The organism is Nocardioides sp. JCM 18998 (genome assembly GCF_055391535.1).
Genome location: NZ_AP043886.1, coordinates 691,715 through 716,843, shown reverse-complemented (window position 1 = coordinate 716,843; position 25,129 = coordinate 691,715). Strand labels below are relative to the sequence as shown.

25 protein-coding genes and 1 tRNA gene are annotated in these 25,129 nt (G+C 71.2%); 10 read left to right on the top strand and 16 right to left on the bottom strand.

Features of this window, described 5'->3' with window-relative positions; all coding sequences use genetic code 11:
* Positions 1-21: 21 nt before the first annotated feature.
* From ACZ5L9_RS03405 to ACZ5L9_RS03395, 3 genes are all read right to left on the bottom strand, one after another.
* On the bottom strand, positions 22-288 hold the full coding sequence (locus tag ACZ5L9_RS03405) for a protealysin inhibitor emfourin (protein ID WP_464533856.1): 267 nt from the start codon (positions 286-288) through the stop codon (positions 22-24).
* Positions 285-1,277: a M4 family metallopeptidase gene (locus ACZ5L9_RS03400; RefSeq protein WP_464533852.1), complete on the bottom strand. Its 993-nt coding sequence runs from the start codon at positions 1,275-1,277 to the stop codon at positions 285-287. Before ACZ5L9_RS03400 ends, ACZ5L9_RS03405 begins: the two co-directional genes overlap by 4 nt.
* A 61-nt stretch (positions 1,278-1,338) precedes the next feature.
* On the bottom strand, positions 1,339-1,797 hold the full coding sequence (locus tag ACZ5L9_RS03395; protein WP_464533848.1) for a PPOX class F420-dependent oxidoreductase: 459 nt from the start codon (positions 1,795-1,797) through the stop codon (positions 1,339-1,341).
* Positions 1,798-1,981: 184 nt separating this feature from the next.
* Here ACZ5L9_RS03395 and typA point away from each other — a divergent pair, with 184 nt between their 5' ends.
* The gene (gene typA, locus ACZ5L9_RS03390) at positions 1,982-3,877 is read left to right on the top strand and encodes a translational GTPase TypA (protein WP_464533844.1); all 1,896 of its coding nucleotides are present in this window, start codon (positions 1,982-1,984) and stop codon (positions 3,875-3,877) included.
* Between the two features lie 328 nt (positions 3,878-4,205).
* On the opposite strand, the gene ACZ5L9_RS03385 is transcribed toward typA, so the two are convergent.
* The gene (locus ACZ5L9_RS03385) at positions 4,206-5,336 is read right to left on the bottom strand and encodes a CaiB/BaiF CoA transferase family protein (protein WP_464533842.1); all 1,131 of its coding nucleotides are present in this window, start codon (positions 5,334-5,336) and stop codon (positions 4,206-4,208) included.
* 47 nt (positions 5,337-5,383) lie between these two features.
* Between ACZ5L9_RS03385 and fgd the strand changes: the two genes are divergently transcribed.
* A complete protein-coding gene (fgd, locus tag ACZ5L9_RS03380) occupies positions 5,384-6,394 on the top strand; it encodes a glucose-6-phosphate dehydrogenase (coenzyme-F420) (RefSeq protein ID WP_464533839.1) in 1,011 nt (336 codons plus the stop codon).
* A 73-nt stretch (positions 6,395-6,467) separates the two neighbouring features.
* Here the strand turns inward: fgd and ACZ5L9_RS03375 are convergent, their stop codons facing one another.
* Both ACZ5L9_RS03375 and ACZ5L9_RS03370 read right to left on the bottom strand, forming a co-directional pair.
* Positions 6,468-7,145 carry a response regulator gene (locus ACZ5L9_RS03375; RefSeq protein ID WP_464533836.1) on the bottom strand — a complete coding sequence of 226 codons (678 nt, stop codon included), beginning with the start codon at positions 7,143-7,145 and terminating at the stop codon, positions 6,468-6,470.
* On the bottom strand, positions 7,142-8,314 hold the full coding sequence (locus tag ACZ5L9_RS03370) for a sensor histidine kinase (protein WP_464533833.1): 1,173 nt from the start codon (positions 8,312-8,314) through the stop codon (positions 7,142-7,144). Before ACZ5L9_RS03370 ends, ACZ5L9_RS03375 begins: the two co-directional genes overlap by 4 nt.
* A 122-nt stretch (positions 8,315-8,436) precedes the next feature.
* Here ACZ5L9_RS03370 and phoU point away from each other — a divergent pair, with 122 nt between their 5' ends.
* Positions 8,437-9,087 (top strand): phosphate signaling complex protein PhoU, encoded by a 651-nt coding sequence (gene phoU, locus ACZ5L9_RS03365; protein ID WP_464533830.1) that lies wholly within the window; start codon positions 8,437-8,439, stop codon positions 9,085-9,087.
* A 252-nt stretch (positions 9,088-9,339) separates the two neighbouring features.
* Here the strand turns inward: phoU and ACZ5L9_RS03360 are convergent, their stop codons facing one another.
* The 3 genes from ACZ5L9_RS03360 to ACZ5L9_RS03350 form a co-directional block, all read right to left on the bottom strand.
* Complete coding sequence (locus ACZ5L9_RS03360) at positions 9,340-10,095, bottom strand: phosphoglyceromutase (RefSeq protein ID WP_464533827.1); 756 nt, start codon at positions 10,093-10,095, stop codon at positions 9,340-9,342.
* Positions 10,095-10,718 carry a hypothetical protein gene (locus ACZ5L9_RS03355; RefSeq protein WP_464533824.1) on the bottom strand — a complete coding sequence of 208 codons (624 nt, stop codon included), beginning with the start codon at positions 10,716-10,718 and terminating at the stop codon, positions 10,095-10,097. The genes ACZ5L9_RS03360 and ACZ5L9_RS03355 overlap by 1 nt, the downstream gene beginning before the upstream one ends.
* An 84-nt stretch (positions 10,719-10,802) precedes the next feature.
* Positions 10,803-11,525 (bottom strand): UbiA family prenyltransferase, encoded by a 723-nt coding sequence (locus ACZ5L9_RS03350; protein WP_464533821.1) that lies wholly within the window; start codon positions 11,523-11,525, stop codon positions 10,803-10,805.
* A gap of 202 nt (positions 11,526-11,727) precedes the next feature.
* Here ACZ5L9_RS03350 and ACZ5L9_RS03345 point away from each other — a divergent pair, with 202 nt between their 5' ends.
* Positions 11,728-12,213: a CarD family transcriptional regulator gene (locus tag ACZ5L9_RS03345; protein ID WP_325575325.1), complete on the top strand. Its 486-nt coding sequence runs from the start codon at positions 11,728-11,730 to the stop codon at positions 12,211-12,213.
* Positions 12,210-12,782 carry a 2-C-methyl-D-erythritol 4-phosphate cytidylyltransferase gene (locus ACZ5L9_RS03340; protein ID WP_464533818.1) on the top strand — a complete coding sequence of 191 codons (573 nt, stop codon included), beginning with the start codon at positions 12,210-12,212 and terminating at the stop codon, positions 12,780-12,782. Before ACZ5L9_RS03345 ends, ACZ5L9_RS03340 begins: the two co-directional genes overlap by 4 nt.
* On the opposite strand, the gene ACZ5L9_RS03335 is transcribed toward ACZ5L9_RS03340, so the two are convergent.
* Both ACZ5L9_RS03335 and ispF read right to left on the bottom strand, forming a co-directional pair.
* The gene (locus ACZ5L9_RS03335) at positions 12,775-13,461 is read right to left on the bottom strand and encodes an IspD/TarI family cytidylyltransferase (protein WP_464533815.1); all 687 of its coding nucleotides are present in this window, start codon (positions 13,459-13,461) and stop codon (positions 12,775-12,777) included. The two genes, ACZ5L9_RS03340 and ACZ5L9_RS03335, sit on opposite strands and share 8 nt — an antisense overlap.
* The gene (ispF, locus tag ACZ5L9_RS03330; protein ID WP_464533812.1) at positions 13,458-13,991 is read right to left on the bottom strand and encodes a 2-C-methyl-D-erythritol 2,4-cyclodiphosphate synthase; all 534 of its coding nucleotides are present in this window, start codon (positions 13,989-13,991) and stop codon (positions 13,458-13,460) included. The genes ACZ5L9_RS03335 and ispF overlap by 4 nt, the downstream gene beginning before the upstream one ends.
* A 72-nt stretch (positions 13,992-14,063) precedes the next feature.
* Between ispF and ACZ5L9_RS03325 the strand changes: the two genes are divergently transcribed.
* The 3 genes from ACZ5L9_RS03325 to rlmB all read left to right on the top strand — a co-directional run bounded on the left by ACZ5L9_RS03325 (position 14,064) and on the right by rlmB (position 18,249).
* On the top strand, positions 14,064-15,536 hold the full coding sequence (locus ACZ5L9_RS03325) for a molybdopterin-dependent oxidoreductase (protein WP_464533809.1): 1,473 nt from the start codon (positions 14,064-14,066) through the stop codon (positions 15,534-15,536).
* 312 nt (positions 15,537-15,848) lie between these two features.
* On the top strand, positions 15,849-17,264 hold the full coding sequence (cysS, locus tag ACZ5L9_RS03320) for a cysteine--tRNA ligase (protein WP_464533806.1): 1,416 nt from the start codon (positions 15,849-15,851) through the stop codon (positions 17,262-17,264).
* A gap of 1 nt (position 17,265) precedes the next feature.
* Positions 17,266-18,249: a 23S rRNA (guanosine(2251)-2'-O)-methyltransferase RlmB gene (rlmB, locus tag ACZ5L9_RS03315; protein ID WP_464533803.1), complete on the top strand. Its 984-nt coding sequence runs from the start codon at positions 17,266-17,268 to the stop codon at positions 18,247-18,249.
* Between the two features lie 102 nt (positions 18,250-18,351).
* Here the strand turns inward: rlmB and ACZ5L9_RS03310 are convergent, their stop codons facing one another.
* Positions 18,352-19,554, bottom strand: a complete 1,203-nt coding sequence (locus ACZ5L9_RS03310; RefSeq protein WP_464533801.1) for a DUF4032 domain-containing protein — start codon at positions 19,552-19,554, stop codon at positions 18,352-18,354.
* Positions 19,555-19,575: 21 nt separating this feature from the next.
* Entirely contained in the window at positions 19,576-21,348 is a 1,773-nt protein-coding gene (locus tag ACZ5L9_RS03305; RefSeq protein ID WP_464533798.1) for a glycoside hydrolase family 13 protein, read from the bottom strand.
* 52 nt (positions 21,349-21,400) lie between these two features.
* Here ACZ5L9_RS03305 and ACZ5L9_RS03300 point away from each other — a divergent pair.
* A tRNA-Thr gene (locus ACZ5L9_RS03300) sits at positions 21,401-21,473 on the top strand.
* Between the two features lie 211 nt (positions 21,474-21,684).
* On the opposite strand, the gene pdxY is transcribed toward ACZ5L9_RS03300, so the two are convergent.
* Entirely contained in the window at positions 21,685-22,533 is an 849-nt protein-coding gene (pdxY, locus tag ACZ5L9_RS03295; RefSeq protein ID WP_464533795.1) for a pyridoxal kinase PdxY, read from the bottom strand.
* Between the two features lie 19 nt (positions 22,534-22,552).
* Between pdxY and ACZ5L9_RS03290 the strand changes: the two genes are divergently transcribed.
* Positions 22,553-23,521 (top strand): aldo/keto reductase, encoded by a 969-nt coding sequence (locus ACZ5L9_RS03290; RefSeq protein ID WP_464533793.1) that lies wholly within the window; start codon positions 22,553-22,555, stop codon positions 23,519-23,521.
* An 89-nt stretch (positions 23,522-23,610) separates the two neighbouring features.
* On the opposite strand, the gene ACZ5L9_RS03285 is transcribed toward ACZ5L9_RS03290, so the two are convergent.
* Together ACZ5L9_RS03285 and ACZ5L9_RS03280 are read right to left on the bottom strand one after the other, a co-directional pair.
* On the bottom strand, positions 23,611-24,393 hold the full coding sequence (locus tag ACZ5L9_RS03285) for a dioxygenase family protein (RefSeq protein WP_464533790.1): 783 nt from the start codon (positions 24,391-24,393) through the stop codon (positions 23,611-23,613).
* Positions 24,394-24,432: 39 nt separating this feature from the next.
* Positions 24,433-25,098, bottom strand: coding sequence for a uracil-DNA glycosylase (locus tag ACZ5L9_RS03280; RefSeq protein WP_464536794.1), 666 nt, complete (start codon positions 25,096-25,098; stop codon positions 24,433-24,435).
* Positions 25,099-25,129 lie beyond the last annotated feature (31 nt).

Here is a 25,129-nt window from a genome sequence, read left to right as displayed (position 1 = left end):
AGGCCGACGCTCGCCGTCGGCTCACTCGAGCAGCAGGTCGGCGATCCGGCGCAGGTCGGGTGTGAGGCCGTGCTCGTGGACCTGGCACGTCGTGCCGCACAGGTCGAAGTCGTAGACGAAGCCGTCGGGCCGCGGGCCTCGCGCAGCGGCGAGCCCCTCGGTGTCGACCTCGGAGACGAGGGCGCTCAGGGTGGACGCGCGCTGGTCGTCGCCGTCCAGGTCGACCTCGCCGCTGCGGGCGATGCCGGCGAAGCCACCTGTACGGCGCACCGCGACGATGCGGCTCACGACGCCCTCCCGGCAGGATCGACGCCGACCGTCTTCCAAGCGGCGGTGACCTCCGCGGCCCGGTCCCCGGCCGCTGCCACCGTCGCGGCCGCGAAGCCCGCGAAGTCGGTGTCGGCATCGACGTCGGGACCGGTGAGGGCGGCGTACCAGATCGCGCCGGCGCCGTCCCAGCTGTTGCCGCCGATCGCCATCGCCGCCAGGTAGAAGGCGCGGTTGGGGATGCCGGAGTTGGTGTGCACGCCGCCGTTGTCGTCGCCGGTGTCGACGTAGCCACCCATGTCATGGGCCTGCGGGTCCTTGCCCAGCTGCGGATCGTCGTACGCGGTGCCGGGATGGGCCATGTCGCGCAGAGCGCGGCCGCGTACGCCGGGCAGGAAGAGCCCCTCGCCGATGAGCCAGTCGGCCTGCTGCACGCCCTGCCCGAGCAGGCGCTGCTTCACGCAGGAGCCGAAGACGTCGGAGACGGACTCGTTGAGGGCGCCGGACTGCCCCGAGTACGTCAGCCCCGCGGTGCGCTCGGTGACCGCATGGGTGAGCTCGTGACCCAGTACGTCGATCGGCTGGGTGAACCGGCCGAACACCTGGCCGTCACCGTCGCCGAACACCAGCTGGGTGCCGTCCCAGTACGCGTTGTCGTAGCCCTGCTGGTAGTGGACCGACAGCGAGACCAGCGCCCCCTGGCCGTCGAACGAGGCCCGGTCGTAGACCTCGCGGTAGAGGTCCAGCGTGGCGGTGATCCCGGCGGCGGCCTCGTCGACGGCGGGGTCGCCCGAGGCGGGCTGGCCGGCCCTGCGGACCACGTCGCCGGGCAGATCGGCGCCGTTGTGGCAGGTGTGCACCACCCAGGCCGGAGCGTCGATCGCCGCTCGGGGGACCGGATGCGGGCCGGCCTCGCGGCGCGCCCTCAGGGCACGGTCGACGTCGGTCAGGTGCGGCTGGACCCGCTCGAGCAGGTAGGGCGGGATGAACTGGCAGACCCGAGGTGTCATGGCTCCAGCAAACACCCCGCCGCCGACGATTTCACCCGCTCTCGTGCACTCGCGGTCCAGCTCAGCCGAGGCGGGCCGGGAAGCCGCCGGTGGCGATCGGACCCCACGAGCACGGCGTGACCCGGATCAGCGACTTGCCCTGCCGCACCATCGCCTCGCGGTACTCCGCCCAGTCCGGGTGCTCGCCGGCGATGCAGCGGAAGTAGTCGACCAGCGGCTCGACGGACTCGGGGATGTCGAGCACCTCCGCGTCGCCGTCGACCTGCACCCAGGCGTCGTCCCAGTCGTCGGAGAGCACCAGCACCGAGGCCGTCGGCGTACGGCGGGCGTTGACCGCCTTCGCGCGATCCGGATACGTCGAGATGACCAGTCGGCCCTCCTGATCGACGCCACCGGAGACGGGCGACAGCTGGGGGCGACCGTCCGCACGCGTGGTCACGAGGACCATCCGGTGGCGGGGGCGGATGAACGCCAGGAGTTCATCGTGGCTCACACGGGTGTTCGTCGCGATCTTGGGCATAGGTGTGACGGTATGCGACAGAGCGGGTGACGGCGAGTGCGAGGAAACGTGCACGGGCGCGGGCCGAGAGCGAGGCGCAGCGCGTGGAGTCCGCACCCCTTGCACGCTCACGATGCGTGGTCAAGGGCCTCGCGCCGATATCCTGAGTGGGAATCCCAAAATCGCGAAAGTCGAGTGCTCACGCATGTCTGAAAGCAAGTTTGCCAACCTGCGCAACGTCGCCATCGTGGCGCACGTCGACCACGGCAAGACCACCCTCGTCGACGCCATGCTCCGGCAGGGCGGCGCCTTCAGCGCCCACGACCTGGAGTCCGCCGAGGACCGCGTCATGGACTCCGGTGACCTCGAGCGCGAGAAGGGCATCACCATCCTCGCGAAGAACACCGCGATCTTCTACAACGGTGAGCACGCGCCCGCCGGTGGCATGACCATCAACATCATCGACACCCCGGGCCACGCCGACTTCGGTGGCGAGGTCGAGCGCGGCCTGTCGATGGTCGACGGCATCGTGCTGCTCGTCGACGCCTCCGAGGGCCCGCTCCCGCAGACCCGCTTCGTGCTGCGCAAGGCGCTCAACGCCGACATGCCGGTCGTCCTGGTGATCAACAAGGTCGACCGCGGCGACGCGCGCATCGACGAGGTCACCGACGAGGTCTACGAGCTCTTCATGGACCTCCTCGACGACTCGCACGACCCCGACGCGATCAACTTCCCGATCGTCTACGCCTCGGGCAAGGCCGGCATCGCGTCGACCACCAAGCCGGAGAACGCGACGCTGCCCGAGGGCGACAACCTCGAGCCGCTCTTCAAGACGATCCTCGAGACCATCCCGGCACCGTCCTACACCGAGGGCGCGCCGCTCCAGGCCCACGTCACCAACCTCGACGCCTCGCCGTTCCTCGGTCGTCTCGCGCTGCTCCGCATCCACCAGGGCGAGCTCCGCAAGGGCCAGCAGGTGGCGTGGATGAAGGCCGACGGCACCACCAAGAACGTCAAGATCACCGAGCTGCTCGTCACCAAGGGCCTCAACCGCGAGCCCGGCGAGTACGCCGGCCCGGGCGACATCGTCGCCATCGCCGGCATCCCGGACATCATGATCGGCGAGACCATCGCCGACGCCGAGAACCCGATCGCGCTGCCGCTCATCACCGTCGATGAGCCGGCGATCTCGATGACCATCGGCACCAACACCTCGCCGCTCGTCGGCAAGGTCAAGGGCTCGAAGGTCACCGCCCGGATGGTCAAGGACCGCCTCGACTCCGAGCTCATCGGCAACGTGTCGCTCCGCGTCCTGCCGACCGACCGCCCGGACGCCTTCGAGGTCCAGGGCCGCGGCGAGCTGGCGCTGGCGATCCTCGTCGAGCAGATGCGTCGTGAGGGCTACGAGCTGACCATCGGCAAGCCGCAGGTCGTCACCAAGGAGGTCGACGGCAAGGTCCACGAGCCGCTCGAGCGCCTCACGGTCGACGCGCCGGAGGAGTTCCTCGGCGCCATCACCGAGCTCCTCGCGAACCGCAAGGGCCGCATGGAGAACATGACCAACCACGGCACCGGCTGGATCCGGATGGAGTTCGTCGTCCCGGCCCGCGGCCTGATCGGCTTCCGGACCGACTTCCTCACCGAGACCCGCGGCACCGGCATGTCGTCCTCGATCTCCGACGGCTTCATCCCGTGGGCCGGCGAGATCCGCGCCCGCAACAACGGCTCCCTGGTCGCCGACCGCTCCGGCGCCGTCACCGCGCACGCGATGACCTCGCTGCAGGAGCGCGGCACGCTGTTCGTGAAGCCGGGCACCGAGGTGTACGAGGGCATGATCGTCGGCGAGAACTCGCGCCAGGACGACATGGACGTCAACATCACCCGCGAGAAGCAGCAGACCAATATCCGCTCGGCCACGTCGGACAACTTCGAGAAGCTCACCCCGCCGAAGGAGCTCTCGCTCGAGCAGAGCCTGGAGTTCTGCCGCGACGACGAGTGCGTCGAGGTCACCCCGCAGACCGTCCGGATCCGCAAGGTCGTCCTGGACGCCAACGAGCGGGCGAAGTCCGCGTCGCGTCTGCGTAAGGCGAATAAGGGCTGAGGAGCTCGTACGAGGGCGCTGGTCGGGTTTCCGACCGGCGCCCTCGCCGCATTTCCGGGTCGCCCGCGCGGGCCGGGTCGGTCCGGTGGGCCGCCTGCGGCGGCCGGCCCGCCCGGTTCGCGCTGTGAGTGGGACCGCCGAGCGCGTCGCGCCCGGCATCCCTCGCGGGCATACGAGCGAAGTGGTTCGGAGAGACAGTGTGGCTCTTACGCTCGCAAGCGCCCGCTTCGGGCGCCGTTCGCGCCGTGCCCGGCGGTCCCCGGCGTGGTGGCGCACCGTTCGGTCCGTCCGCCACAGTCGAGGCGTCGCGTGTCCCGTCCCGCGGTGGTCAGTTCTGGACGACGGCGCCGGTGTCGAGGAGGCGGGTGATGTCGGTGGGGGCGAACCCGGATGACTCGAGGATCGCGCGGGTGTCCTGGCCGGGCTCGTGGATCTCGCCCGGTGCGAGGGCGGGCGTACGGGAGAAGACCGGGGCGACGCGGGGCGCGACGCCGTCGCGATAGGGCGCGAAGATGCCGCGGGCGAGGTTGTGCGGGTGCTGCGGCGCCTCCTCGAGCGAGAGCACCGGCGCGACGCAGGCATCGGTCGGGTCGAAGATCGCCGCCCACTCGTCGCGGGTCTTGGACCTGAAGGTCTCGGTCAGCGCGACGCGCATCTCGGGCCACCGCGCGATGTCGTACTGCTCGAAGGAGAGCCCGGTGCCGGCCATCAGCTCGGCGTAGAACTGGCCCTCGAGGGCACCCACCGCGACGTGCTTGCCGTCGGCGCACTCGTAGGTGTCGTAGAACGGCGTGCCGCCGTCCAGGAGGTTGGCCTCGCGGCGGTCGTGCCACAGGCCCTCGGCCCTCATGCCGTAGACCATCGTCATCAGGGACGCGGCGCCGTCCACCATGGCGGCGTCGACGACCTGCCCCTGGCCCGAGACGGTGCGCTCGTGCAGCGCGGCCAGGATGCCCATCACGAGGAAGAGCGTGCCGCCGCCGAAGTCGGCGACGAGGTTGAGGGCTTGACGGGGCTTCTCGTGCGAGCCGGTGGCGTGCAGGGCCCCGGTGAGGGCGGCGTACGTGATGTCGTGGCCGGCGCGCTCGGCCATCGGGCCGTCCTGGCCCCAGCCGGTCATCCGGCCGTACACGATGCGCGGATTGCGGGCGAGGCAGTCGTCGGGGCCGAGGCCGAGCCGCTCCATCACGCCCGGGCGCAGCCCCTCGACGACGACGTCGGCGGTCTCGATCAGGCTGAGCACCGCCTCGATGCCTGCGGGGTTCTTGAGGTCGACGGCGATGCTCGGGCGGCTGCGGCGCAGCACCGCGGCGTCCAGGCTTCCGGCCCTCGGCCGGTCGACCCGGATCACCTCGGCACCCAGCTCGGCGAGAAGGAGGCAGGCGTACGGACCCGGCCCGATGCCCGCGAACTCGATCACCCGCAGGCCGGCCAGGGGTCCACCGGAGAGTCCAGTCATGGAGGGCATCATGCCGAGAACTTGTTCTCACCGGTAGCGTCGTCCATGTGCTGAAGATCGGTTACAAGGCCTCGGCCGAGCAGTTCGGTCCCCGTGATCTGGTGGAGTACGCCGTCCTGGCGGAGGAGGTGGGGCTGGACAGCGTCTGGATCAGTGACCACTTCCAGCCGTGGCGGCACGAGGGCGGCCACGCGCCGCAGGCGCTGCCGTGGCTGGCCGCGGTGGGCGAGCGTACGTCCCGCGTCCTGCTCGGCACCTCGGTGCTGACGCCCACGTTCCGCTACAACCCCGCCGTGCTGGCCCAGGTCTTCGCGACCCTCGGCTCGCTCTACCCGGGCCGGATCGCGCTCGGCGTGGGCTCGGGTGAGGCGCTCAACGAGATCGCCGTCGGCTCGGTCCCCAACGAGGGGGAGTGGCCGGAGTTCAAGGAGCGCTCGGGCCGGCTGCGGGAGTCCATCCAGCTGATGCGCCGGCTGTGGACCGAGGACCGGGTGAGCTTCGAGGGCACCTACTACCGGACCAAGGACGCCACCGTCTACGACAAGCCGGGCGAGCCGATCCCGGTCTACATGGCCGCCGGTGGCCCGCAGATGGCCAAGAGCGTGGGCCGCCAGGCGGACGGCTTCATCTGCACCTCGGGCAAGGGCGAGGAGCTCTACTCCTCGCTGCTGAGCGCGCTCGGCGAGGGCGCCGACGCCGCGGGCCGCGACGTGGCCGGCATCGACAAGATGATCGAGATCAAGCTCTCCTACGCCCACACCCGCGAGGAGGCGCTGGAGAACACCCGCTTCTGGGGCGCCCTCGCCCTCACGCCTGAGCAGAAGCACTCGGTGCACGACCCCTCCGAGATGCAGGCGCTCGCCGACGCGCTCCCGATCGAGCAGGTCGCGAAGCGCTGGATCGTGGCGACGTCGGTCGAGGAGGTGCTCGCCGGGCTGAAGCCGTACGTCGACCAGGGCTTCGACCACCTGGTCTTCCACCCGCCGGGCGACGACCAGGCCGGCTTCCTGCGGGACTTCGCCGCCGAGGTCGTCCCGGCCATCCGCGCCCTGCGTTGAGAGGTCACCTTTCGCGTGTTGAGTGTCCGGTACGCCGGACGCTCAACCGCCGAGAGGTGACCTCTCAACGGGCTCAGAGGTCGAGCTTGTAGCCCAGCCCGCGCACCGTGACCAGGAACTTCGGCTCGCTCGGGTCCGGCTCGAGCTTGGCGCGCAGGCGCTTCACGTGCACGTCGAGGGTCTTGGTGTCGCCGACGTAGTCGGAGCCCCAGACCCGGTCGATGAGCTGGCCGCGGGTCAGCACCCGGCCGGGGTTGCGCAGGAACATCTCGAGCAGCTCGAACTCCTTGAGCGGCAGGCGCTGCTCGCTGCCCCCGACGGTGACGACGTGGCGCTCCACGTCCATCCGCACCGGGCCAGCCTCGAGCGTGGCCGGCGCCAGGTCCGGCTCGGCACCGCGGCGCAGGACGGCGCGGATGCGGGCGACCAGCTCACGCGGCGAGTACGGCTTGGTGACGTAGTCGTCGGCGCCGAGCTCGAGCCCGACCACCTTGTCGACCTCGTCGTCCTTGGCGCTGACCATGATCACCGGCACCGCGGAGGTGGTGCGGATCTGACGGCATACCTCGGTGCCCGAGATGCCCGGGAGCATCAGGTCGAGCAGCACGATGTCCGCGCCGTTGCGGTCGAACTCCTTGAGCGCGGTGTCCCCGTCGGCCGCGATCGCGACCTCGAATCCCTCCTTGCGCAGCATGTAGGAGAGCGCTTCGCTGTAGCTCTCCTCGTCCTCGACGACGAGTACCCGGGTCACGGGCGGTCCTCCTTGTAGGTAGGTGTAGACGAGCTGGCCACATGCTCTGCGCTGGGCAGGTGCTGCGGCAGGGTGAGGGTGAACGTCGAGCCCTGTCCCTCGACGGACCAGACGCGCACCTCGCCTCCATGGGTGGCGGCGACGTGCTTGACGATGGAGAGTCCGAGTCCCGTGCCGCCCGTGGAGCGGTGCCGGGCCGGGTCGACGCGGTAGAACCGCTCGAAGATGCGGTCGATCTCGTCCTGGGGGATGCCGATGCCCTGGTCGACGACCGAGATCTCGACCGAGCCCTGCTCGGCGCGGGTCGTCACCGAGACGGTGGAGCCCGGGTCGGAGTAGGCGACGGCGTTGGAGATGAGGTTGGCGACGGCGGCCAGCACCTGGTCCTCGTTGCCGAAGACCTGCAATCCTTCGAGCCCGCCGGTGTGGACGCTGATGCCCTTCTTGTCGGCGTCGATCGCGCTGGTGTCGACGGCGGTGCCGATCACCTCGTCGACGTCGACCGCCACCGGGGCCTCGAGCGGCTCGTCGCCCTGCAGGCGGGAGAGCTCGATGATCTGGAGGACCAGCTGGGTGAGCCGGTCGCTCTCGGTGAGCATGCGGCCCGCGAAGCGGCGTACGGCCTCGGGATCCTCGGCCGCCTCGGAGACGGCGTCCGCGAGCACCCGGATCGCCCCGACCGGGGTCTTGAGCTCGTGCGAGACGTTGGCGACGAAGTCGCGGCGCACGGCCTCGACACGGCGCTCCCGGGTGCGGTCCTCGACCAGCGCCAGCACCAGCCGCGAGCCCAGCGGGGCCACCCGGGCGGTGACGTGGCGGGGCGGGACGCCCGGTCGGCTCATCACCAGCTCGGTCTCGCGGATCTGGCCGTCGCGGCGGACCTGGTGGACCAGGTCGGCGAGCTCGGCCGAGAGCAGTGAGGTGCCGCGGACCAGGCCGAGCGCGTACGCCGGGGCCGATGCCTTGAGCACGGTGTCGTCGTCGTCGACCACCACGGCGCTCGAGCGCAGCACGGACAAGACGGTGGCGACCTCGGGCGGGACCACCGGCTCCTCGATCAGCGGAAGGTGGCGCTGCCGGTCCTGGCTCACGTGCCAGGCGATCATCCCGGATGCGGCGACAACGGCCCCGAGGAGGGCGGCGAGGAACGCTTGGGTCGTCGGATCCACAGGGATAGGGTAAGGCTCGGCTTCACCGGGTATTCGCGATCTGGACGCCCGAGCCGGGAACGTTCATGCACGGTTCACCCATTAGCCCCGGCTCTTCATCTATCCTGCGTAGGCTCGTGGACATGCGCTCCTTGTTCCACGACCAGCTCGACGGCATCTTCGGCGATCTCGCGGAGATCTGCCGCAAGGTCGAGACGGCAGTCCGGCTGGCGACCGCGGCCCTCCTCGAGGGTCGCGCCGACATCGCCGAGCAGGTGATCAGCGGCGATGCCGAGATCGACGAGGCCCGCGAGCGGGTCGAGGAGACGGCGCTCCAGGTGCTGTCGCTGCAGGCCCCCGTCGCCGGCGACCTGCGTACGGTCGTCGCCGCGCTGCGGATGGTCAGCGAGCTCGAGCGGATGGGCGACCTCGCCGTCCACGTCGCGAAGATCGCCCGCCTGCGCACCCCCAACTGTGCGGTCCCGGACGAGGCCCGGGGCACCGTCGCCCGGATGGCCGAGGTCGCCGAGGACATGGTCTCGCGGGTCGCCGACATCATCGACCAGCGCGACGTCGAGCAGGCCGCGGCGGTCCGCAGGGACGACGCGGAGATGGACGAGCTGCGTCGCGCGACCTTCACCCAGCTGCTGGGCAACGACTGGACCGGCGGTGTCGAGGCGGCCGTCGACCTCGCCCTGCTGGGTCGCTACTACGAGCGGATCGCCGACCACGCGGTCTCGGTCGCCGGTCGGGTGGTCTTCGTCGTCACCGGCCAGTCCCGCATCACCGCCTGAGCCTGACGGCGCGTCGCCCGCGTTGTCGTCGCGCGCGTCATCTCAGGCAGTGGCTCAGCGACGGGACGGGACGGCGGACGGTACCGCCGCAGGGGCGCTGCGTAAGCAACGCGCCGGACGAAGTCCGCTGCGCGGGGCGACGCCTGCCCCAAGGCGTGTGCCGGGCGCCGGCACGGCGCGACTCAGGCGTCAAACAGCACGAGCCCGCCCGGAGATGAATCTCGGGGCGGGCTCAGTTGCGTGCGGGTGGTGTTACTGCTTGCCCTGGTTCGCGACGGCGAGGGCGGCGGCAGCGGCGGCCTCGGGGTCGAGGTACTCACCACCGGCGACGGTCGGCTTGAGCTCGTCGTCGAGGCGGTAGACCAGCGGCTGCGCGGTCGGGATGTTGAGCGCGGCGATGTCGTCGTCCGAGATGCCGTCGAGGTGCTTCACCAGTGCGCGCAGGCTGTTGCCGTGTGCGGTGACGAGGACCGTGTTGCCGGCCTGCAGGTCGGGGACGATCTCCTGCTCCCAGTAGGGGACCAGGCGCGCGACGACGTCCTTGAGGCACTCGGTGCGCGGCACCTCGATGCCGGCGTAGCGGACGTCGCCGACCTGGGAGAACTCGTCGTCGTCGGCCAGGACCGGCGGCGGGACGTCGTACGAGCGGCGCCACAGGTTGAACTGCTCCTCGCCGAACTTCTGCAGCGTCTCGGACTTGTTCTTGCCCTGCAGCGCGCCGTAGTGACGCTCGTTGAGGCGCCAGTCGCGCTTCACCGGGATCCAGTGACGGTCGGCCTCGTCGAGCGCGATCGCGGCGGTGTTGATCGCGCGGCGCAGCAGCGAGGTGTGCAGCACGTCGGGTAGCTCGAGGGTGCCCGCGGCGGCCGCCTCGGCGAGCAGCCTGCCGCCGTTGACGGCCTCGGTGCGGCCCTTCTCGGTCAGCGCGACGTCGACCCAGCCGGTGGAGAGGTTGAGCGCGTTCCACTCGCTCTCGCCGTGGCGGAGCAGGATCAGCGTGGCGGCCATTACTCGGCGGACCGGGTCGGGTCGGGGAACGTGCAGTCGTACGGGGCGCTGGCGTCGGTGGACGCCTCGGCGTCGGCGGCGTCGCTCTGAGAGTCGGTCGGCCGGCCGCCGGCCTGCGGTGCGACGGAGGCGAACTCGTGGCACTGGGTGACGACCGGCGTCTGGACCGAGATGGTCTCGCCGTCGCTGAAGGTGAGGGTCATCGGCACGGAGGAGCCCGCCTTGAAGTCGCCGGTCACCGCGATGCCGCCGACGCTCGGGTCGGCCAGGTTGACGGCACCGGTGTCGCTGACGGCGATCGGCTTGAAGTGGCTGACCTCGACGTCGTAGGCGCTGTCCTCGCGAGCACTCAGGCCGGTGAGGGTCGGGGAGTCCGTGGCGGACGCGGCGTCGGCGGTCGGGTTGAGCGCGATCGTGGCGACGAAGACGCCGGCGTGGCTGTCGGCCGCGACGATGCGGGTGGCAAGCACGCGCATGCCGTCACCGTCCACGTGGAAGCCGCCGTTCGCGATCACGTTCGGGCGGTCGGTCGCGTAGTCGAACCCGCAGGAGCTCAGCACGGGCGCAGCGAGGGCCACCAGGCCGGCAGCGAGAGCGAGCTTGCGTCGAAGAGGCGTCGTCACGGCGGCCATGCTAGCGGCCGGAGGTCCCGCTGTGCTCCCCAGGGAGGGGTATGGGCGGCACGGGCGCCCGAAATCACACCGGATTCAGCGACGCAGGCCGAGGTCGGCGGCGACGACGAGCAGCCCGGCGGTGACGAGCGCGAGGTAGGCCGAGACCGCGATGAGGAGGCGGGTGGCGCCGAGCCGCAGCCCGAGGCGTAGCGGCAGGTAGGTCCAGCCGTCGGCGTTGTCCGAGACGAGACCCCACAGCGCGGTGAGGAAGTGGACGCCGACTCCGAGCAGCGCGCTCAGGACCACGAGCGCGGGTTGCGGTGCGGAGCCGTGGCTGCCTCCGCCCCAGCCGCCGTACGAGAGGAAGGCCGGGTAGAGCGCGAACGAGATCGCCCAGGGCAGGAACGAGAGCAGCCCGCGACGCAGGACGACGTTGCCGATCATGCCGACCGCGACCGAGCCGAGGTAGAAGAGCCCGGCGGTGACCCCGTTCGAGATGGCCAGCGGTACGACCAGCAGCACCGCGCAGCAGAGCGCGAACCAGACCGAGTCGGGGGCGAGCCCTCCGTCGGCGACGGGCTTGCCGGGCCGCTCGTGCGCCTTGTCGGCGAGCTGGTCGACGAGGTCGTTGTGCCAGCCGAGGGCCACCTGGCCGACGAGGACGGTGCAGAAGACCAGCGCCAGCTCGCGCCCGGGTCGGCCGTCGAGCGCGGCCGCCACCGTGAGCGCGGCGGCGGTGAGCAGGGCCTGCCTCGGGTGTGCGGCGCGCACCAGCAGGAACGGAGCCCAGTTCCGGATCCCACGCGTCTTCGACATGGAGGGCAGTATCCCGAACCGATCAGGCGGCATGGAGATAAATCAGGCGTGTCGGGCGGGTCGCCGCGGCCACCGGCGGGCGCGCACCACAGCGCAACCTGATCTGTCAAGGCATCGCCATGGCCTCTGACCTGCGAAAACGCGAAATCTATCCGTTCAGGAACGTGGTAGACTCGGTGGTCTAGGAAGGGGTACCTGACACATGACTTTCACCGTCGGCGAGACCGTCGTCTATCCGAACCACGGGGCCGCTGTCATCGAGGACATCGAGATGCGGACCATCAAGGGCGAGGAGCGGCAGTACCTCGTGCTGAGGATCATCGCTCAGCAGGATCTGGTCGTCCGGGTTCCGGCCAGCAACCTCGACCTTGTCGGCGTCCGTGACGTGGTTGACCGCGATGGTCTCGACCGCGTCTTCGAGATCCTTCGCGCTGCCCACGTGGAGGAGCCGACCAACTGGTCGCGACGCTACAAGGCCAACCTCGAGAAGCTTCACTCGGGTGACGTCAACAAGGTCGCCGAGGTCGTGCGTGACCTCTGGCGTCGCGAGCGGGACCGCGGTCTCTCCGCCGGCGAGAAGCGCATGCTCGCCAAGGCCCGTCAGATCCTCGTCTCCGAGCTCGCGCTGTGCGAGCACACCAACGAGGACAAGGCCGAGGCACTCCTCGACGAGGTCCTCGCCTCTTGATCGAAGAGACACAAGCGCTGGGAGCCGTGGTCGAGTCCGACCGCGGCTCCTTGCCGTTTGCGCTCATCCACGGCGAGGCGCTCGTCGCCTGCGCGACCTGGGCGCTCGACGAGGCCGGTGTGCGAGCGCTCGACCTCACCGTCCCGTGGTCGGCGGTCGTCGAGATCGCCGAGGAGGAGGGGGAGCCGTACGTCCTGCACGACGCGCTCTGCCCGATGACGCCGGCCGGGTTCATCGCCTCGTGCGTGGAGATCGCGCTCGAGCGCGACGCGGTCGTGGTCGCGGTGCGTCCGGTGACCGACACCGTCAAGACGGTCGCCGATGGCCTGGTCGGGGACACCCTCGACCGGGAGGGCCTGGTCGAGGTGGCCTCGCCGATCGTGCTCCCGGCACGTGTGGTCGCGCAGCTCGACACGGCCCCCGGCGGGGACTTCGCCGCCCTCGCGTCTGCCCTGGCCGCGCGCTTCCCCGTCGTCACCGTGGCGGCACCGCCCGAGGCGCGCCGGGTGACCGACGTCGCCGACGTCCGGGTGCTCGAGGCGCTGACCGCGCCCGACGCGATCAGGTAAGGCTCGCGGCGAGGGCGACGTCTTCGGGGAAGGTCACCTTCAGGTTGAGCCGCGTCGACGGGACCGCCGCGATCCGCACACGGCCGTAGCGCTCCAGGCAGCCGGCGGTGTCGGTGAACTCGCTGCCCTCCGCGGCCGCGGCCCGGTAGGCCGCGAGCAGCTCGGGTGCGCGGAACGCCTGCGGCGTCTGCACGCCCACCAGCCTCCGACCCTCGGCGACGGTCTCGACCGGCGCCAGCGACGTGGTCAGCAGGTGGCCGAGCGCCGCGACCGGGATCGCGCCGCCGTACTCGCGCGCAGCCTCGAGCGTCGCCATGTACAGCGCCGCCTCGGCCAGCGGGCGCGCGCCGTCGTGGATCGCGACGACATCGATCGTTCCCGCCTCGATGTCGGCGGCCAGCACCTGGACCGCCTGCCACTCCGACAGGTGCCTGCTGGCGCCGCCCGTCACGACGGTGACCTCGCGATCTCCCAGCAGAGGGGCGACGGCCTCCTCGATCGCCGACTCCTCCCCGGCCCGTACGACCAGGACGATCCGCGCCACGTCCGGGACGTCCAGGGCGGTGGCGACGCAGCGCCCGAGCACGGTGCTCGCGCCGAGGGGGAGGAGGACCTTGTTGACCTCGGCGCCCACCCGGGAGCCGGACCCGCCGGCGAGCAGGACGATCGCGGCGCTCACTCCTCCTCCTCGGACGGAGCGGTGCCGTGCGGCCCGGGAGCAGGCGTCTCGACGATGAGGGCGGTCGCCACCGCCGCCAGCCCCTCGCCGCGGCCGGTCAGCCCGAGACCGTCGGTGGTGGTGGCGCTGATCGTGACCGGAGCGCCCAGCGCCGCCCCGAGCGCTGCCTCGGCCTCGGCCCGCCGTGGGCCGATCTTCGGCACGTTGCCGATCACCTGGACGGTGACGTTGCCGATGGTGAAGCCGGCCTCGCGGACGCGACGGGCGGTCTCGGCCAGCAGGGTGGAGCCGGCTGCGCCGGCCCACTCGGGCTCGGCGGTGCCGAAGTTGGAGCCGAGGTCGCCGAGACCCGCCGCGGAGAGGAGCGCGTCGCAGGCCGCGTGGGCCGCCACGTCGCCGTCGGAGTGTCCCTCCAACCCGACCGAGGAGTCCGGCCAGGCGAGGCCCGCGACATGCATGGGTACGCCCGGCGCGAGCCGGTGGACGTCGGTTCCGATCCCGATCCGTGGCAGGTTCACGGACTTGATCATGCCGGACTCAGGAAGCGACGGCAGACTGTCGGGGTGGGTGATCAGGAGCGACGGACTCGATGGTTGTGGCCCGTGGCGGGAGTGGTCGCCGGTGCCGCCGGCCTGGCGACCAGCTGGCTGGTGGCCAACGCGCTGCACGTGCGCGCCTGGCCGGTGGTCGCGGTGGCGGAGTGGGTCATCCGGCACACGCCCGGCGGACTCGTCGAGTCCGGGATCAAGACCCTGGGACACCACGACAAGCCGGTCCTCGTCGCGATCATCCTGGCGTTGCTCGCGCTGGTCTTCGCCGCGCTCGGTGCCCTCGGCCGCCGGATCTGGTGGGCGCCGCTGCTGGGCTACCTGGTCCTGACCGTGATCGGCGGCCTGGCGGTCGCCGACGAGCGCGCCCAGGGCGGTCACGGCCAGCTCGCGGTCATCGCGGGCCTCATCACATGGCTCGGCGTGTGGGCGCTGCTCACCGAGCCGTTCCGGGTCGAGGCCGAGCCGGACGCCGCCGGACGCCGGGTGCTGCTGCGGCTCGGGCTGGTCGCGGTGGGCGCCGTGGTGGTCGGCGGGATCGCGCCGCACGTCGGACGGGGCCGCCGCGCCGTCGAGCAGGCCCGGAGCCGGCTGCGGCTCTCCGGTATCACCAAGCCGGTCGTCCCGGCCGGCGCCGACCTGGGCCTTGCACAGCCGTGGGCGACGCCGAGCGCGTCGTTCTACCGGATCGACACCACCCTCTCGCCGCCGGCGCTGGACCCCACGACGTGGGAGCTGCGGATCCACGGCATGGTCGATCGCGAGATCACCCTGACGTTCGAGGACCTGCTCGAGCGGCAGCGGACGCAGGCGTGGATCACCCTCAACTGCGTCTCCAACCCCGTCGGCGGTGACCTGATCGGCAACGCCTGGTGGAGCGGCCTGCTGCTGCGCACCCTCCTCGCCGAGGCGGGGGTCCACGCGAGCGCCGATGCGGTGCTGCAGACCAGCGCCGACGGCTGGACCTGCGGCACCCCGCTCACGGCGCTGACCGACGAGCGCGGCGCGATGCTGGCGGTGGCGATGAACGGCGAGCCGCTCCCGATCGATCACGGCTTCCCCGTCCGCACGATCGTGCCGGGGCTCTACGGCTACGTCAGCGCCTGCAAGTGGGTGGTCGACCTGGAGGTGACCACGATCGACAGGGCCGTCGGCTACTGGATCCCGCTCGGCTGGGCGGTCGACGGACCGGTGCGCTTGGCCAGCCGGATCGACCGGCCGACCTCGGGTGAGAACGTCCCGACGGGCGACTTCACCCTCGCGGGCGTCGCCTGGCAGCAGGAGACGGGGATCGCGAAGGTCGAGGTCTCGGTCGACGGAGGAGCCTGGATGGAGGCCGATCTGGGGCGGGTGCCGAGCGACGAGACCTGGGTGCAGTGGCGCGCGGTCGTGCCCCTGGAGAGCGGACCGCACCATGCCCAGGTGCGGGCGGTGAGCCGGTCCGGCGAGGTGCAGACGGCCGTGCGGCGCGACGTCGTCCCGGACGGCGCGACAGGCTGGCACCGCGTCGACTTCGAGGTGGCCTGAGCGGTCTCCGGTGCTGCTGCGAGCGCGTTAACGAGGCTTTGCCTGATTGGTTACGGGTGCGATCTCTCACGCAGCCGCCACGTCAGGTCGCGGCGCGTGGCGCCGAAGGACGGTCGTGGACCCGTCCGTGCCGTACGTCCCTCGCCCGCGCGACCCCTCCTGGGACGGGGAGGCGATGAGCCGGGAACACGTCCACCGACTGGGCCGACTCGCCGCCGCCGTCGTGGTCGCAGGGGCGCTGCTCGGCATGGGTGAGCCGGAGCCCGACTGCGCGGGCTTCGGGGTTTCCGATAGTCCTGACAGAATCGGCGGGTGACCCCTCCTCGTTCGACTCTGCGGATCTATGACAGCGCGCTGCGCGCTGTGCGTGACTTCGTACCTCTGGTCGAGGGCAGGGCTTCGCTCTACGTCTGCGGTCTGACGCCGCAGTCGGAGCCGCACGTGGGTCACATCCGGTCCGGTGTCAACTACGACGTGCTGCAGCGCTGGCTGCGCCACTCCGGCTACGAGACCACCTTCATCCGCAACATCACCGACATCGACGACAAGATCCTGGCGAAGGCCGAGGAGCAGGGTCGTCCTTGGTACAACCTCGCGTACGACGTGCAGCGTGCCGTCGCCGCCGCGTACGCCTCGCTCAACGTTGCCCCGCCGACCTACGAGCCGCTGGCCACCGGCCACATCCCCGAGATGGTCGAGCTGATCGAGGAGCTCATCGAGCGCGGTCACGCCTATGCGGCCACCGACGGCTCGGGCGACGTCTACTTCGACGTCCGCTCCTGGAAGGCCTACGGCGAGCTCACCGGCCAGGCCGTCGAGGACATGGAGGCCGCGGCCGACGCCGACCCGCGCGGCAAGCGCGACCCGCGTGACTTCGCCCTGTGGAAGGGCCACAAGCCCGCCGAGCCGGCCACCGCGTCGTGGCCCTCGCCGTGGGGCCGTGGCCGGCCCGGTTGGCACATCGAGTGCTCCGCGATGGCGGGCAAGTACCTCGGACCGGCCTTCGACATCCACGGCGGTGGCCTCGACCTGCGCTTCCCGCACCACGAGAACGAGCAGGCCCAGTCGCGAGCCGCCGGGCGCGCCTTCGCGACGTACTGGATGCACAACGCCTGGATCACCACCGCCGGCGAGAAGATGTCGAAGTCGCTCGGCAACTCGCTGACGATCCCGGCCGTGCTCGAGCGGTTCCGCGGCATCGAGCTGCGCTACTACCTGGTGTCGGCGCACTACCGCTCGCACGTGGAGTTCTCGTTCGAGGCTCTCGAAGAGGCCGCCGTCGGCTTCCAGCGGATCGAGGGCTTCCTCGAGCGCGCCTCGACCAGCGGCTCGGCGATCGAGCCCGTCGAGATCCCGGCGGCGTTCGCCGCGGCGATGGACGACGACCTCGGCACCCCGGGTGCCGTCGCCGTGCTGCACGAGACCGTCCGCGAGGGCAACCGCCTGCTGGCCGCCGGCGAGGACGCCACGGCCGTCGCCGGGGCCGTCGCCGCGATGCTCGACGTGCTCGGCCTCGACCCGAGCGACCCCGCCTGGGGCGCTCCGGCGGGTGGCGACGAGAAGCTGCACCACGCCGTCGACGTTCTCGTACGGGGGCTCCTGGACCAGCGCGCCGCGGCGCGCGAAGCGAAGGACTGGGCGGGCGCCGACGCGATCCGCGACCAGCTCAAGGAGGCGGGCGTCGAAGTCGCCGACTCGCCCACCGGACCGACTTGGAGTGTGAACTGACATGGCCGGAAACAGCCAGCGCCGCGGCGCGATCGCGAAGAGCAAGAAGGGCGCCAGCATCGGCTCCGGCGGCAAGGTCCGCCGTGGGCTCGAGGGCAAGGGCCCGACGCCGAAGGCGGAGGACCGCGAGTACCACAAGGCGTACAAGAACAAGCAGCTCGCCGAGCGCAGCGCCGCCAAGCGCGGCGGCAACGCACCGCGTGGCGGCCCGTCCGGCGCGCGCAAGCGCGGCGCGAGCGACGCGGAGTGGATCATCGGCCGCAACGCCGTCGTCGAGGCGCTGCGCGAGGGTGTGCCGGTCAATGCCGTGTACGTCGCCGAGGGCGCCGAGCGTGACGGGCGGCTGCGCGAGGCGTTCCAGCTCGCCTCCGAGCTGGGCGTCGGCCTGCTCGAGGTGCCCAAGCCCGAGCTCGACCGGCTGACCGGCTTCAACGGTCACCAGGGCCTCGCCGCGCGCGTTCCGGCGTACGAGTACGCCCACCCCGCTGACCTGCTCGACCGCGCCGCCGACATGGGCCAGGACGCCCTGGTCGTCGTCGTCGATCACGTCACCGACCCGCGCAACCTCGGCGCGATCATCCGCTCGGCGGCGGCCTTCGGCGCCCACGGCGTCGTCATCGCCGATCGTCGAGCCGCCGGCATGACCGCCGCCGCGTGGAAGACCTCCGCCGGTGCCGCGGCCCGGATCCCGGTCGCGCAGGCGGTCAACGTGACCCGCGTGGTCAAGGAGTACCAGGACGCGGGCTGCCAGGTCGTCGGCCTCGACATGGGCGGTGACCTCCAGCTGAGCGAGATCGGCCAGGTCGCCGACGGTCCGCTGGTCGTCGTGGTCGGCGCCGAGGGCGGCGGCCTGTCGCGGCTGGTCGCGGCCACCTGCGACCGGATCGTCTCGATCCCGATGGCCAACGCCGTCGAGTCGCTCAACGCCGGTGTGGCCGCCTCGGTCACGCTGTACGCGATCGCCGGGGCCCGCGCCCAGCGTTGACCCGTCACGTGTTGCCGGTCGAGGGGTCACCTCTCGTCGTACGAGATGGCCACTCGACCCGCAACAGGTGACCTCTCGACCCGCAAGAATTGACTTCTCGCGCTAGTCGAGCACAGCCTCTTCGGGGCGCTCCGGGAGGATCGCGCCCATGTAGTCCCTCGCCGCGTCCAACAGCTTGATGCTGTGGCCGGCCCTCTCAGACAGGAGCCATCGATGCACCAGGATCTCGTGGAAGACCTCCGCCGGCTCCAGCTTGCTGCGGAAGTCATCGGGGATCATCGCCACGATCGGCTCGTAGATCTCCTTCAGCCAGCGCTGGGCGACGACCTCGCGTGGCAGGCCGCCCAGATCGCGTGACGCGGTGTACGCGGCGATGTCGTTGAGCATCCGCCGCGCCTGGGCGTCCTCGGACTGGATGCCGGTGAGGCCGCGCAGGGTACGGGTGTGGTGGCCGGCCTCGACGACCCGCGGGCGCAGCCGGACCGTGTCGCCGTCGTAGTCGGTGACGATGTCGAGCTCCTCGACGTCGAAGCCGAGGTCGTTGAGCCGCTCGATCCGCTGCTCGATCTGCCACATCTCGTGGGCGGGGAAGTGCGTCTCGGCGGTGAGCTCGTGCCACAGCGCGCCGTAGCGGTCATGCAGCCGCTCGTGCACCGCATCGACCGGGAAGTCCTCCGGCAGCGCGCCGCTGGCGATGAGGTCGAGGATCTCGGCGTACACGTTCTCGCCGGCGACGGTGAGGTCGTACTCGCGCAGCTGGTCCGACAGCGACGGCTTGAGCTCGCCCGTCTCGGCGTCGACCAGGTAGGCGGCGAAGCCACCCGCGTCGCGCCGGAACAGCACGTTGGACAGCGAGACGTCGCCCCAGTAGAAGTCGGCGAGGTGCAGCCGGACCAGCAGCACCACCAGCGAGTCGATGATCGTCGGCAGCGACTCGGCGGTGAGGCCGTGCTCGAAGAGGCTGCGGTAGGGCAGCGAGAAGCGCAGGTGCTCGGTCAGCAGCGCCGCGGGCAGCTCGTCGCCGTTCTCGTCGGTCCGTCCCGTCACGACACCCTGCGCCACCACTGACGGCAGGCCCATCCGCTGCAGCTCGCGCAGCATCCTGTACTCGCGGAACGCGATCGGCTCCTGCGTCTCCTTGACCGCGTAGGTGCGGCTGCCCAGGCTCACGATCCGCACGACGTGGCGGGAGAGGCCCCGCGCGAGGGGTACGACGAACTCCGTCGACCACTCCTCGAGGGGCGTCGACCAGGGCAGCGTCACGATCGCCGGATCGGGACGGCTGGCGACGATGCGCAAAGCCATGGCGAACAGCCTATGGGTGGGTCAGACGACGCGGACCTCGAGCCACGCCGCGTCGTGTGATCCGGTGGTGAGGAGCACGTCACCGCCGAGGTCCGAGGTGGGATCGTCGCCTGCCGTACGGCGGGCGACGACGAGCAGCGTCTCGTCCGGGTGCTCGCGCAGGAAGGCGACCGCGTCGTCGTCGGCGTACGCCCAACGGAGCCCGCCCTGGGTCAGGGCGGGATGCTCGCGGCGCAGGCGTGCGAGGCGGCCGTACGTCTCGAGCGTCGTGGTGTCCCATGCGTCCCGGTGGTCCCAGGGCATGGTGCGGCGGCCGTCCTCGCCGAGCACGCCCTCCAGGCCGATCTCGTCGCCGGCGAAGACCATCGGCACCCCGGGCAGGGTGAACTGCAGACCGGCCGCGACCCGGTGCACGGCAGGGTCGCCGACCATGGTGCGGATCCGCGCGGAGTCGTGGCTGGACAGGATGTTCCAGGACTGCTGGGCGGCCCGCCACCCGTACCGGGCCCGCCACTCCTGCAGAGCCCTGACCAGGGCGGTGCCGCCGCGCCGGGGGACCGCCACGGGGCGGCCGAAGGGTCGAGCCGGGGTGTCGGGGGAGCGCAGCCAGGACCACACCGGCCAGGAGAAACCGGAGTAGTTCATCGTGCCGTGCCAGCCATCGCCGTCGATGTCGCCGGACGCGTCGTGGTTGTGCTCGCCGATCACCCACGCCTCGGGGTTGAGGACGGTCGCGGTGTCGCGGATCGTGCGGGCGACGTCGTGGTTGACGTCGGTCGCGCCGAGGCGCCCGCTCATGTTGGCCACGTCGATGCGCCACCCGTCGAGCGAGTACGGCGCCCGCAGCCAGCGGGCGACGGTGGAGTCGGGCCCCTCGGTCATCGCACGCCGCATGTCGGCCCGGGTGTGGTCGAGCTTGGGCAGGGTGTCGTGGCCCATCCAGCACTCGTAGGTGCCGTCGTGCCCGAAGTAGTACCAGTCACGGGTGGCGTCGCCCTCCAGCGCCTGGCGGAACCACTCGTGGGTGTCGCCGGTGTGGTTGGCGGTCAGGTCGCCGAGCAGGTGCCAGCCGCGGTCGTGGACCGCCTCGCTGAGCCGGGCGTACGCCTCGTCGCCGCCGAGCAGCGGGTCGATGCTGTCGAAGGTGGAGGCGTTGTAGCGGTGGTTGCTCTCACCCGGGAAGACCGGCGTGAGGTAGACCGTCGTCGTCTCGCCGGTGACCTCCTCGATGTGGTCGAGGTGATCGACGATGCCGTCCAGGTCGCCGCCGTAGAAGCCGAGCCAGGTGCGGTCGTCGGTGCCCTCGAAGAACGGCAGGCTGTCCCACTCCTGGGGCTTGGCCCAGCCGGGCGTGGGCCGGGCGTTCGCCGCCGCGCTGCGGGCGAACCGGTCGGGGAAGATCTGGTAGACGACCGTCTCACCGGTCCAGGCCGGCGCGGGCGCGTGGGAGCTGAGCCGGAAGTCGAAGGTGTCGCTGGGGTCGTGCTCGACCGCGCCGTTCGCGGTGACCCAGCGCTGGCCCCCGTCGGTGTCCTCGACGAGGAAGCGGTAGTGCGTGACCGGGTTGTGCACCGGGATCGTGCCGCTCCACCAGACAGTGCCGTCGGCGGAGGTCGTGGCGGTGCACGGGTGGTACGTCGGCTCGGCGTCGTACGTCGTCCTGACCCAGACGCTCCGCGCAGGGTCCGTCGGCGCCACCCGCAGCCGCACGGCGACCGGCTGGCCGAGGGCGGGGGAGGGGGCGTCGAGGTAGAGGGGCGATCCGTCGTGGTGAGGCTGGTCGAGCAGGCTCATGCAGCCATTGAACAAGGTGCTGTCTAGGATGACCACGCTGCTCCGGCAGCACGCCGGTGTAGCTCAGTTGGTAGAGCGCGTCTCTTGTAAAGTCGATGTCGCGGGTTCGATTCCTGTCACCGGCTCTGAATCGTCGAACTGTCAGTGGTCCGTTCTAGGTTCCGAGCATGAAGATCTTGCCCCAACTGCGACAGCCAGCTTCCGACGTTCACGGCGCGTAACCGCGGCAACGGCCGTGCGTGGCGCACGCAGCGGTACGCCGACGGTACGTCCTTCTGGCCACTGCTGGACGATCGCTCGCCCGCTCGAAGGCGTCGATCGCACGCGAACGATCGTTCAGCGGAGCTGCTCGACCTCGAAGTGCGCCGGCGGGTGGGCGATCTCCTCCTGGGCGGCGACCAGCTCGAGCTCGCGTCGGCCCGAGGCGAGGGTGCGCTCGAGAATCGCGAACATCGTGTTGGCGGTGCGCTCGAGCGCGGTGGGGGTGGAGCCGGAGGAGAGCAGGTGGGCGACGTAGACCGCGGAGGTGACGTCGCCGCTGCCGTTCGGGGTGATCGGCAGGTTCGGGGTCGTCACGCGCCAGGCGCCCGTGTCGTCGACCGCGACCAGCGAGAGGGTGTTGGAGCGGTCGGTGATGACCGAGGTGACCAGCACGTTCCTCGGGCCGGTCGCGCGCACGATCTCGATCGCCTCGAGCACATCGGCCAGCTGCGGGGTGGCCTCGACGCCGGCGAGGAAGGTGAGCTCGAAGTGGTTGGGGGTGATCACGTCGGCGTGCGGCACGACCTCGTCACGCATGAACTCCGGGATTCCCGGCAGCACGAACATCCCACGGCCCACGTCGCCCATCACGGGGTCGCAGGCGTAGATCGCGTCCGGGTTGGCCGCCTTCACCTTGGCGACCGCGTCGAGCACGACGGCGCCGACGGCCGGGTTGCCCTGGTAGCCCGAGACCACGGCCGAGATCCCCGGCAGCGCGCCACGGTCCTCGATCCCCGCGATCACGGAGGCGACGTCGGCGGGGTCCTGCACCGGGCCGCGCCACTGGCCGTACCCGGTGTGGTTGGAGAAGTTCACCGTCAGCACCGGCCAGACCTCGTGCCCCAGTCGCTGCAGCGGGAAGACGGCGGCTGAGTTGCCGACATACCCGTAGGCGACGTGGGACTGGATCGAGAGGATCTGCATGGTGGCTATCGTGCCTGACATGAGTGCCGACACGAGCAACGAGATGGACTACCGGCCCCTGGGCCACTCCGGCCTGATGGTCAGCGCCGTCGGGATCGGCTGCAACGCGTTCGGCCGCCGCGTCGACCTCGAGGGCGTCCGCGACATCCTGGCCGGAGCGCGCGACGCCGGCGTCACCCTCCTCGACACCGCCGACATCTACGGCGGCGCGGGCGCCAGCGAGTCGCTCCTCGGCGAGGCGCTCCAGGGTCAGCGTGAGCACTTCGTGCTGGCCACCAAGTTCGGGATGTCGATGGACGGCCTGTACGGCGACGACTTCGGCGCCCGCGGCTCGCGTCGCTACATCCGGCGCGCCGTCGAGGGCTCGCTGACCCGGCTGAAGACCGACCACATCGACCTGTACCAGGTGCACCACCCGGATCCCCGCACGCCGATCGAGGAGACCCTCTCGGCACTCTCCGACCTCGTCCGGGAGGGCAAGATCGGCTATATCGGCGCCTCCAACTTCGCCGGCTGGCAGCTGACGGATGCCGACTGGACGGCCCGTACGGCCGGGCTGGAGCGCTTCGTCTCGGTCCAGAACCGCTACTCGCTGCTCGACCGCTCCATCGAGGCCGAGGTCGCACCCGCCGCCGAGCACCTCGGCGTCGGCATCCTGCCGTTCTTCCCGCTCGAGTACGGCCTGCTCACCGGCAAGTACAAGCGCGGCCAGGGAGCTCCGGCCGGCTCGCGCGCGGCCTCGGCCCCGAGCCCGTGGCTCGAGGGCGCCGACTGGGACCGGATCGAGGCGCTCGAGGCGTACGCCGCGGCGCGCGACCTGACGCCGCTCGACGTGGCCATCGCCGGCCTGGCCGCGCAACCCGCCGTCGCCTCGGTCATCTCGGGCGCGACCAGCGGTGATCAGGTCCGGGCCAACGCGGCGGCCCTGCGCTGGGAGCCGAGCGACGAGGACCTGGACGAGCTCGACGAGATCACGCGCGCCGGCTGAGGGGTCTCGATACGCCCGCTCGTTCCTCGCGGGCACTCGACCAGCATGGTTCGTTGGTCGAGTAGCGAGCGCAGCGAGCGTATCGAGACCTACGCAACCTGCAGGGAGCGCTTCGAGAGGCCCATCCAGAAGCCGTCGATGACCTGGATGCCGGGCTCGTCGGGGGTGGTCGCGGCGCCGAGGGTCACGAAGAGCGGGGTGTAGTGCTCGACCGTCGGGTGGGCGTACGGCATGCCGGGCGCCTGGTGCTGGTAGTCGGCGAGCGCGTCGACGTCGCCCCGGGCCAGTGCCTCGCCGGCCCAGGCGTCGAAGTCGGCCGACCAGCCCGGTGCCGCGGCGTTGATCCGCCAGTCGGTCAGGAACGGCAGCCCGTGGGTGAGGAAGCCGGAGCCGATGATCAGCACGCCCTCGTCGCGCAGCGGCTTCAGCCGCTCGCCGAGCGCCAGCAGGCGGGTCGGGTCCTGCGTCGGCAGCGACATCTGCAGGACCGGGATGTCGGCCTCGGGGAACATGATCCGCAGCGGCACCCAGGCGCCGTGGTCCAGGCCGCGGGAGGCGTGCTGGTGGACCGGCTCGTTGGCCGGCATCATCGCCGCGACCCGCTGGGCGAGCCACGTCGAGTCCGGCGTCTCGTACGTCATCCGGTAGTACTTCTCGTCGAAGCCGCCGAAGTCGTAGACCAGCGGAGCGTGGGCCGCCGAGAGCATCACCGGTGCCGACTCCCAGTGCGCGGAGACGATCAGGATCGCCTTCGGGCGGGGCAGGTCCGAGGCCCACGCCGCGAGCTGTCCCGACCACACCGGGTCGTCGAGGAGCGGCGGCGCGCCATGGCCGATGTAGAGCGCAGGCATCCGGCCGGACGAAGCAGTCATGACCCTCCCAACTGGTTGAGCGTTCAACCTATTCCGACTCTACGCCGGGAGCGACCAGTCCATCGGCTCCGCGCCCTGCTCGACCAGCAGCTGGTCGACCCGGGAGAACGGACGCGAGCCGAAGAAGCCGCGGTGCGCTGAGAGCGGCGAGGGGTGCACCGACTCCACGCACGCCACCTCGCCCGCCATCGACCGCAGCATCGGCCGCAGGGACTGGGCGTGGCGGCCCCAGAGCACGGCCACCAGCGGGCCGCCCCGCGCGGCGAGTGCGGAGATGGCACACCCGGTGACCTCCTCCCACCCCTTGCCGGCGTGGGAGGCCGGCGCGCCCGGTCGTACGGTCAGCGAACGGTTCAGCAGCATGACGCCCCGCTCGGACCACGCGGTCAGGTCCCCGTGCTCGGGAGCGACGACCCCGAGGTCGGAGGAGAGCTCGGTGTAGATGTTGCGCAGCGAGGCCGGCAGTGGCCGTACGTGCCTCTCGACCGCGAAGGAGAGCCCGATCGGGTGCCCGGGCGTGGGGTAGGGGTCCTGGCCGACGATCAGCACCCGCACCTCGGCGAGCGGTCGCCGGAACGCCGCGAAGATCCGATCGCCCTCGGGCAGGTAGGGGCGACCCTTCGCGAGCTCGGCGCGGAGGAACTCGCCGAGCGCCGCGATCCGCTCCTCGACCGGCGCCAGTGCGGCCGCCCAGTCCGGAGCCATCAGCCCCCGTTCGACCAACCCACCCAGTCCG

Excerpts from the sequence above, each read along its gene's own strand:
- ACZ5L9_RS03400 (WP_464533852.1), bottom strand. The coding sequence starts at position 1,277 with ATGACACCTCGGGTCTGCCAGTTCATCCCGCCCTACCTGCTCGAGCGG.
- ACZ5L9_RS03395 (WP_464533848.1), bottom strand. The coding sequence starts at position 1,797 with ATGCCCAAGATCGCGACGAACACCCGTGTGAGCCACGATGAACTCCTG.
- typA (WP_464533844.1), top strand. The coding sequence starts at position 1,982 with ATGTCTGAAAGCAAGTTTGCCAACCTGCGCAACGTCGCCATCGTGGCG.
- ACZ5L9_RS03385 (WP_464533842.1), bottom strand. The coding sequence starts at position 5,336 with ATGACTGGACTCTCCGGTGGACCCCTGGCCGGCCTGCGGGTGATCGAG.
- phoU (WP_464533830.1), top strand. The coding sequence starts at position 8,437 with ATGCGCTCCTTGTTCCACGACCAGCTCGACGGCATCTTCGGCGATCTC.
- ACZ5L9_RS03360 (WP_464533827.1), bottom strand. The coding sequence starts at position 10,095 with ATGGCCGCCACGCTGATCCTGCTCCGCCACGGCGAGAGCGAGTGGAAC.
- ACZ5L9_RS03350 (WP_464533821.1), bottom strand. The coding sequence starts at position 11,525 with ATGTCGAAGACGCGTGGGATCCGGAACTGGGCTCCGTTCCTGCTGGTG.
- ACZ5L9_RS03345 (WP_325575325.1), top strand. The coding sequence starts at position 11,728 with ATGACTTTCACCGTCGGCGAGACCGTCGTCTATCCGAACCACGGGGCC.
- ispF (WP_464533812.1), bottom strand. The coding sequence starts at position 13,991 with ATGATCAAGTCCGTGAACCTGCCACGGATCGGGATCGGAACCGACGTC.
- rlmB (WP_464533803.1), top strand. The coding sequence starts at position 17,266 with ATGGCCGGAAACAGCCAGCGCCGCGGCGCGATCGCGAAGAGCAAGAAG.
- ACZ5L9_RS03310 (WP_464533801.1), bottom strand. The coding sequence starts at position 19,554 with ATGGCTTTGCGCATCGTCGCCAGCCGTCCCGATCCGGCGATCGTGACG.
- ACZ5L9_RS03305 (WP_464533798.1), bottom strand. The coding sequence starts at position 21,348 with ATGAGCCTGCTCGACCAGCCTCACCACGACGGATCGCCCCTCTACCTC.
- pdxY (WP_464533795.1), bottom strand. The coding sequence starts at position 22,533 with ATGCAGATCCTCTCGATCCAGTCCCACGTCGCCTACGGGTATGTCGGC.
- ACZ5L9_RS03290 (WP_464533793.1), top strand. The coding sequence starts at position 22,553 with ATGAGTGCCGACACGAGCAACGAGATGGACTACCGGCCCCTGGGCCAC.
- ACZ5L9_RS03285 (WP_464533790.1), bottom strand. The coding sequence starts at position 24,393 with ATGACTGCTTCGTCCGGCCGGATGCCTGCGCTCTACATCGGCCATGGC.
- ACZ5L9_RS03280 (WP_464536794.1), bottom strand. The coding sequence starts at position 25,098 with ATGGCTCCGGACTGGGCGGCCGCACTGGCGCCGGTCGAGGAGCGGATC.